Here is a 545-nt window from a genome sequence, read left to right on the forward strand (position 1 = left end):
TTCTAGGCTTTCGTAAGAAGTTTGACTTGAGGCAGACTGGCTAGACTCAGATGACGATTGGGCCAGTACGGGGCTAGTCGTTAAGACCAGACCGGCTGCTAATAGGCTAAGTTTCTTGAATAGAGACATATACTTCCTCCTTGACTTACTTGTCTGAGATGGCATCTTCAAAACGAAGACTTGGTTTGACTTGCATCAGATAGCGGAAGAGTTCAATGAGATTGTCGTATTTTTGCTGACTGACAGTCCCCATATCTAAAGAATGCATTTCCTGCTCACCTTCTCTCATGTAGAGGAAGAAGAGGTGGTTGGATGAGACATGTGGGCCGTCTTTCATGCGTTCAATCTTTACACCGATTAGGCTTAACTCTTCGATTTGGTAGTCAATGAAGCCGTTTTTGATATAGAAGAGGGTATCGCGGTAGACATAGAATTGGTTGAGTGGGTCCACAAAGCTAGCTTGCTCCGTCAGCAAGGAGAGGTTGTCACGCAATTCAGGGTAGCGTTGGTAGGTCGCTTCGTAGCGTGCCTTGGTTTCCCGTCTG

Annotated in this window: 1 protein-coding gene; it reads right to left on the reverse strand. The window is 46.2% G+C overall.

What is annotated here, in order from left to right; all coding sequences use genetic code 11:
- Window positions 1-145: 145 nt before the first annotated feature.
- Window positions 146-545 (reverse strand): hypothetical protein (locus tag HMPREF3093_RS09840; protein ID WP_180363294.1); only part of this gene is annotated, 400 nt, incomplete at its 5' end.

Origin of the sequence: Abiotrophia sp. HMSC24B09, assembly GCF_001815865.1 — a bacterium.
Lineage (GTDB): Bacteria > Bacillota > Bacilli > Lactobacillales > Aerococcaceae > Abiotrophia.